The following is a 7,020-nucleotide window of genomic DNA, read 5'->3' on the forward strand; positions in this document are numbered from 1 at the left end:
TCGCGCAGGCGCGCGGCGAGCTGCAGGCTGCGGATGGAATCGCCGCACGCATCGAAGAAGTTCAGGTCCGGTGGGATGGCGGGGAGGCCCAGCGCCTTGGCCCAGATGTCGGCCACCACCGTCTCGGTGGGGGTGAGCGGGCGCGAGGCGCCGTTCGGCGTCTCCGCCGGCGGCGCGGGCTCCGGGCGGATCTGGCCCGGCGGTTGCCGGACTACATGGTGCCGAGCCGGATCGTGGCGCTGGATCGGTTGCCGCTGACGCCCAACGGCAAGCTCGACCGGGCGGCCCTGCCGGAGCCCGCGCCGCCGGCGGAGACGCCGAACGGCGCCTCGCGCCCGCTCACCCCCACCGAGACGGTGGTGGCCGACATCTGGGCCAAGGCGCTGGGCCTCCCCGCCATCCCACCGGACCTGAACTTCTTCGAGGCGGGCGGCGATTCCATCCTCAGCCTGCAGATCGTCGCGCGCCTGCGCGAAGCGGGCTTTGCCGCGACGCCGCGCCAGATCTTCGAGCACCAGACCGTGGCCGCCCTGGCCCGCGTCATCGCCCGGCCAGATGGGAATGCGGCAGCGGTGTCCGTGCCGGAAGGCCCCGCTCCGCTCACGCCCATCCAGCATTGGTTCTTCGAACAGCCGATGGGACGCCGGGACCATTGGAACCAGTCCCTCGAACTCGATGCCCGCGTGAGGCTCGACGCCGATCGCCTCGGCGCCGCACTGGCCGCCCTGGTGGCCCATCACGAAGCGCTGCGCTACGCCTTCGGCCACGATGCGACCGGAGCCTGGATCCAGGAGCCGGTATCGCCCGCCATGCTCGCCGAGCCGCTGGCCATCGTCGATGTGGAAAGCGACGCCGAGGCGCGGACCTGTTTCCTCGCCGCCGAGCGCAGCCTCAATCTCGCCGATGGCCGTGTCTTCGCCGCCATCCTGGCGAACTTCCCCGACGGGCGTCAGCGCCTGCTGCTCACGGCCCATCACCTCGTGGTGGATGCGGTGTCATGGCGCATCCTCGTCTCCGACCTGGACCTGCTCTATCGGGGCGATGCCTCGGCGCTCGCCGCCGCGACGCCCTTCCGGGCCTGGGCTCACCGCCTGCGTGATCGGGCGGCGGAGCTCGCCGGTCGGAGCGAGGCATGGGCGCCCGTGCCTTCGGCCACCCGCCTTCCCGTCGACCGACCCGAAGGCGCGCGTGACCAGAACCACGCCGCGACGAGGATCCTCGTCCTCGACCCGTCCCTCATGCCGGGGCTCGACCGCCTGCGCGCGGCCTACGGGATGCGGCTCGACGAGGTGCTCCTCGCCGGCCTTTCCCGCGCCGTCGCCGCCTGGTCGGAGCAGAAATCCCTGGGCGTCACCTTGGAGCGCCACGGGCGTGACGAGGACGCCGCGAACCTTCCCCTCGATCGGACCATCGGCTGGTTCACCACCCTGGTTCCTCTCACCCTGTCGATGTCGAGCGACGTCGGGCGCGATGTGAAGTCGGCAAAGGAAGCAGTGCGGACCCTCCCCGGGGACGGCTCGGGCTATTCGGTTCTGCGCTACCTCGGCCCAAAATCGGAGCGCGCGACGCTATCGGCCCAACCCTGGCCGGAGGTGACGTTCAATCACCTCGGCACCGTCGCCGACATCGACGCCGGTGCCCTGTTCTCCATCGATGCCGAATCGATGCGGCTGTCGGCGGATCCCGCCGCTCCGCTCGGCGCCGAGCTCATCGTCGACAGCTTCCTGCGGGACGGCGCGGTCACCCTGCGCCTCGGCTACAGCGCCGCCCGTTTCGACGGGCCCACCATCGACTGCTTGGCCGAAAGGCTCGACGCCGCGTTCTCCGCCCTCGCCGAGCACGGCCTCGACCCCATGGCCGGCGGCGCGACACCGTCCGATTTCCCCCTGGCTGCCCTCACGCAGGACCGGATCGACGGCCTCGATCTGCGGGATGTGAGGGACATCTATCCGCTGACCCCGACGCAGGGCGGCATCCTGTTCCACGCGCTGGCCGCGCCGGACGCGGGTCTCTACGTCAATCAACTCGGGGTCACGATCCGCAACCTCGATCCCGACCGGTTCGCGGCGGCCTGGCGCGCGAGCGTCGACCGCCATCCGATCCTGCGTACGAGCTTCCTCTGGACCGGCGACCTCGCCGTTCCGCTCCAGCGCGTACATGCCTCGGCCGAGTTGCCCATTGCCCGGCTCGACCTGAGCGACCGCGCCGACACCGATCTCGATGCACTGGCACGGGCCGAACGCGCCCGCGGCTTCGATCTCGCGCAGGCGCCGCTCATGCGGCTCCTCCTGGTCGATCTCGGCCAAGACGTGCATCGGCTGATCTGGACCTGCCACCATCTTCTCCTCGATGGATGGAGCAATGCGCGCCTGATCTCCGAGGTGCTGCGCCACTATGCCGGAGAGGTGGTCGAGGCGCCAAGCCGCCTGTTCCGCGAGCATCTGACCCGCCTGTCGCACAGCGACCGGGGCGCCGACGAGGCGTTCTGGCGCGGGGCCCTGGCCGGGCTGGACGAGCCGAGCCTCCTCGCCCCGGCCCTGTCCGGCGAGACGGGGGCAAGCGGACACATGGCCATCGACACCGCCCTCGGCGAGGAGCGGACCGACCGCCTCGAGGCCTTCGTCCGCCGCGAGAAGGTGACGCTGAACACCCTGTTCGAGGCGGCCTGGGCGCTGACCCTGAGCCGCTTCACCGGACGCTCCACGGTGGCCTTCGGCACCACCGGGTCCGGCCGACCGCCGGACGACGGGGGGATGCACGGGGTGCTCGGCCTGTTCATCAACACGGTGCCGCGCTGCGTCGACCTTCCCGGACATCTGAACGTCGGGGATTGGCTGCGTCGGCTGCAGGGCGAGGCGGCGGCCCTGCGCGAGCACGATCTCGCTTCGCTCGCCGACATCCAGGCCTGGGCGGGGCGCAGCGGGCAACCGCTGTTCGACAGCCTTCTCGTCGTCGAGAACTACCCCCTCGACGCCGTGGTCCGCGACCGCAGCCTCGGCGGGCTGGAATTCGGCCCGGTCACGACCCTCGAAGCGACGGACGTTCCCCTCACCCTGTCGCTGCTCCTCGACGGCACGCCGCGCCTGAACTGGAGCATCGACCGGGCCCGGATCTCGTCCGCCGAGGTCCGGCGCCTCGACGCACAGGTGCTGCACGTCCTCGATGCCCTGGTGGATGCGGCCGACGCGCCCCTCGATGCCCTCTCCCTCGTCCCGTCCGACGAAATCGAGGCGACGCGGCATCGGGCCGCCGCCCTCCGGCCATCGCCGGCGGAGCCCGCGATCCATCTCAGGATCGCCCGGCAGGCCAGTCTGCGCCCCCGGGCCGTGGCCGTCACGTGCGAGGGCGAGCAGGTGACCTATGCCGAGATCGAGGCCAGGGCGGCGGGCCTCGCGCGGCACCTCGTTCGCGAAGGCGTGCGGTCGGGCGATCTCGTCGGCCTCTGCGCTGAGCGCTCGATCTCCCTCGTCGTCGGTATCCTGGCGATCCTGAAGAGCGGAGCCGGCTATGTTCCCCTCGATCCGGCCTATCCGGCCGACCGCCTCGCCTTCATGCTCGCCGATTGCGGGGCCCGGCACATACTCGCCACGGCCGGCCTCGTCGACAGCCTGCCCGAGGGCGGCCCTAGGCCGATCCTGATGGACGGGCCGGCGGCGTCCGGCGACGAAAACACTCCACTGCCTGCCGCTCCTCACCCGGAGCAGCCGGCCTACGTGATCTACACGTCGGGCTCCACCGGCCGGCCGAAGGGCGTCGTCGTCACTCATGCCAATGCGGCGCGACTGCTGACTACCACGCAGGACGATTTCGGCTTCGCCGAGGACGATGTCTGGACGCTGTTCCATTCCTACGGGTTCGATTTCTCCGTCTGGGAGATTTTTGGCGCGCTCTGTCACGGCGGGCGTCTCGTCGTGGTGCCGCGCGAGGTGGCACGAGCGGCGGACGCGTTCCTCGACCTCCTCGTCCGCGAGGGCGTGACGGTCCTGAATCAGACCCCGTCCGCCTTCCGGCCGCTGATGCAGGCGGCGCTCGCCGGGCCGAGGGACCTGGCCCTGCGCCACGTCGTGTTCGGCGGAGAAGCCCTCGACGTCGCCGGGCTGAAGCCGTGGTTCGACCGTTTCGGTGACGCGGCGCCCCGTCTCGTGAACATGTACGGCATCACCGAGACGACGGTTCACGTGACCTATCGGCCCCTCGTCGCCACCGACGCGGAGGGAGCGGACAGTCCCATCGGCGAGGCGCTTCCCGACCTCACCCTGCACCTGCTCGACGCCGCCCTTGATCCCGTTCCCGATGGGGTGGCGGGCGAGATTCATGTGGGCGGCGCCGGTCTGGCGCAGGGCTATCTCGGGCGGGCCGCGCTGACGGCGGAGCGCTTCGTGCCGGACCCGTTCGGACCACCGGGCGCCCGCGTCTATCGCAGCGGCGATCTCGCCCTGCGGCGGTCGGACGGCACGCTGGCCTATCTCGGGCGGGCCGACGGACAGGTGAAGCTGCGCGGCTTCCGGATCGAGACGGGGGAGATCGCCGCCGCCCTGCGCGCGGAACCCGGCGTCATCGATTCCGCCGTCATCCTCAGGGAATCCGCCGGGGACCGGCACCTCGTCGCCTATGTGGTCGGTGACGGGATCGACACGGAGTCCCTGCGCGAGGCGATCGTTCGCCGGCTACCGGCCCATATGGTGCCGGCCTATATCCTGGTCGTCACCGCCCTGCCGCTGACCCCGAACGGCAAGCTCGATCTGCGAGCCCTGCCGGCGCCCCTCGCCATGTCGCGAGGGTCGGCCGCTCCCGAGGGAGCCATGGAGATCGCCCTGGCCGAGATCTGGCGCGAGGTGCTGGAGGTCGACGCGGTCGGTCGCGACGACGACTTCTTCGCCCTCGGCGGCCATTCCCTCACTGCGGCACAGCTCGCCATGCGGGTGAAGCAGCGTCTCGGCGTCACCGTGCCGATCCGTGCCCTGTTCGAGGCGCCGACTCTGCGCGGCTACGCCCTCGCCGTGACGTCGAGCGAAACGGCGGGCGCCGGGCGGGAGGAGGCGGACGACCTGTCCGACATGGACGCCCTTCTCGCCGATCTGGAGGCCTGAATGACTGGCCAAGCCGCCGATCTCAGCCGCCGCTTCGGCCGGCTTCCCGCCGACAAGCGCCGCCTCTTCCTGGATGCCCTGGCTTCCCGCGGCATCGATTTCGCGCGGTTGCCGATCGTGGCATGTGAGGAGGAGGCCGGCCCGGAGACGGTCGCGCCCCTGTCCTACGCGCAGGAGCGGCTGTGGCTCATCGGGCGCATGGGCGGCGATGCGGCCCTCCTCCATATCGCCGGTGGGCTCGAGCTCGCCGGGCCCCTCGACCGGGACGCCCTGGCGCGAGCCCTCGACGCCCTCGTGGCGCGGCACCCGGCCCTGAGGACGGGGTTCCGGGTCGGCGGGACCGACGACGTCGGAGCCGTTACCGCGGCCTTCGTCGCGGCGAGCCTCCGGCACGTTTCGCTGGAGACCGAGGATCCCGCCTTCGCCGAGGAACGCCTCGCTTCCCTGTCGCGGGAGGAAGCACGGCGGCCTTTCGACCTGGCCGCACCGCCCCTGTTCCGGGCCGTGCTGGTGCGGATGGAGGCCGAGCGCCACGTCCTGCTCCTGACCATGCACCACCTCGTCTCCGACGGCCGCTCGGTGGAGATCCTGCTCGCCGACCTGATGCGGCTCTATGCGGCGGGCGAGGATGCGGGCGTACCGGTGCCGTCGATCTTGCCGCCGCTGCCGATCGCCTATGCCGATTACGCGCGCTGGCAGCGGGACTGGCTGGAGGCGGGCGAACTCGAGCGCCAGCTCGGCTGGTGGCGGGACCGCCTCGGGGCGACGGAGAGCGTGATCCCCCTGCCGGCCGACCGCCCGCGCCCGGCGGTCCAGAGTTTTCGCGGCGCGGCGGTGGATTTCGCGGTCGATGCCGATGTCGCCGCCCGCCTCGAATCCCTGGCGCGGCAGGCCGGCGCCACGACGGCGATGGTCCTGCTGGCCATCCTGTCCCTGGTGCTTCGGCGCTATACCGGCGAGGCGGATCTGCGCATCGGCGTGCCGGTGGCCAACCGCAACCGGCCGGAGACGGAGGGGCTGGTAGGCCTGTTCGTCAACACCCTGGCGATCCGAGTCGTCGTCGATCCGGGTGCCAGCGTCCTCGACCACGTGCGGGCCGTGCGCGACGCCATGGTGGACGCTCAAGGGCACCAGGACCTGCCCTTCGAGCGTCTGGTCGAGGCGCTCCAGACCCGCCGGACCGTGAGTCACACCCCCGTCGTCCAGGTGATGCACAGCCACCGGGTCGAAGGACCGTCCCGGTTCACGGTGGGCGATCTCGTCGTGTCGCCCTTCGGACGCGGCACCGGCAACGTCCAGTTCGATCTCGTGCTGGAGACGGTGGCGGAGGCTGGCGGAGCCTTGCACGGGTCGTTCGGCTATGCCCGCGACCTGTTCCAGCGGGACACCATGGAGCGGATGCGCGACGGCTTCCTCACCCTGCTGCGCGGCGCGGTGGAGGCGGGCGGCGGCCGCGTCGATGCCCTGCCGCTGGTCTCGACCGCTTCCCTGGCGGCTCTGTCCTCGCCCTACGCGGACGGGATGCCGCTGTCGGAGGGGCTGGTGCCGGAGCTGATCGGCGCGGCGGCCTTGGCCGATCCCGAGGCACCGGCGGTGATCTGCGGTGCGCACACCACCACGTTCGGGGAACTCGACCGGGCCGCCAACCGCCTCGCCCACCGGCTGATCCGGGAGGGTATCGGCCCCGAGGCCGTGGTCGGCGTGGCCCTGCCGCGCGGGCCGGACCAGAACGCCGCCTTCGTCGCCATCCTGAGGGCCGGGGGCGCGTTCCTGCCCGTCGACCCGGCGGAGCCACGGGCGCGTCCCGCCGCCCGCCTGCGAGATGCCGGCGCCCGCCTGCTCATGGTGCAGGGCAGCGCCCTCGACGGGCTGGCGGAAGAGGCCGGGATGCAAGAGTCCGGAATGGGAGAGGCGGGGAGGGGGGGGGGGG

At 71.8% G+C, this 7,020-nt stretch carries 3 protein-coding genes; 2 read left to right on the forward strand and 1 reads right to left on the reverse strand.

From position 1 onward, the window contains the following. Positions 1–119: phosphopantetheine-binding protein (locus MKK51_RS27505; protein ID WP_409565609.1), on the reverse strand; the 119-nt coding region annotated here is incomplete at its 3' end. 84 nt (positions 120–203) lie between these two features. On the opposite strand from MKK51_RS27505, the gene MKK51_RS03810 reads away from it, so the two are divergent. Together MKK51_RS03810 and MKK51_RS03815 are read left to right on the forward strand one after the other, a co-directional pair. After that, positions 204–5,090, forward strand: a complete 4,887-nt coding sequence (locus tag MKK51_RS03810; RefSeq protein ID WP_243975073.1) for a non-ribosomal peptide synthetase — start codon at positions 204–206, stop codon at positions 5,088–5,090. Then, positions 5,091–7,020, forward strand: a 1,930-nt coding sequence (locus MKK51_RS03815) for a condensation domain-containing protein (protein ID WP_243975074.1), incomplete at its 3' end; no start/stop codon positions are given.

The sequence above is a fragment of the Methylobacterium sp. E-045 genome, assembly GCF_022829685.1.
In the GTDB taxonomy this organism is placed as follows: domain Bacteria; phylum Pseudomonadota; class Alphaproteobacteria; order Rhizobiales; family Beijerinckiaceae; genus Methylobacterium.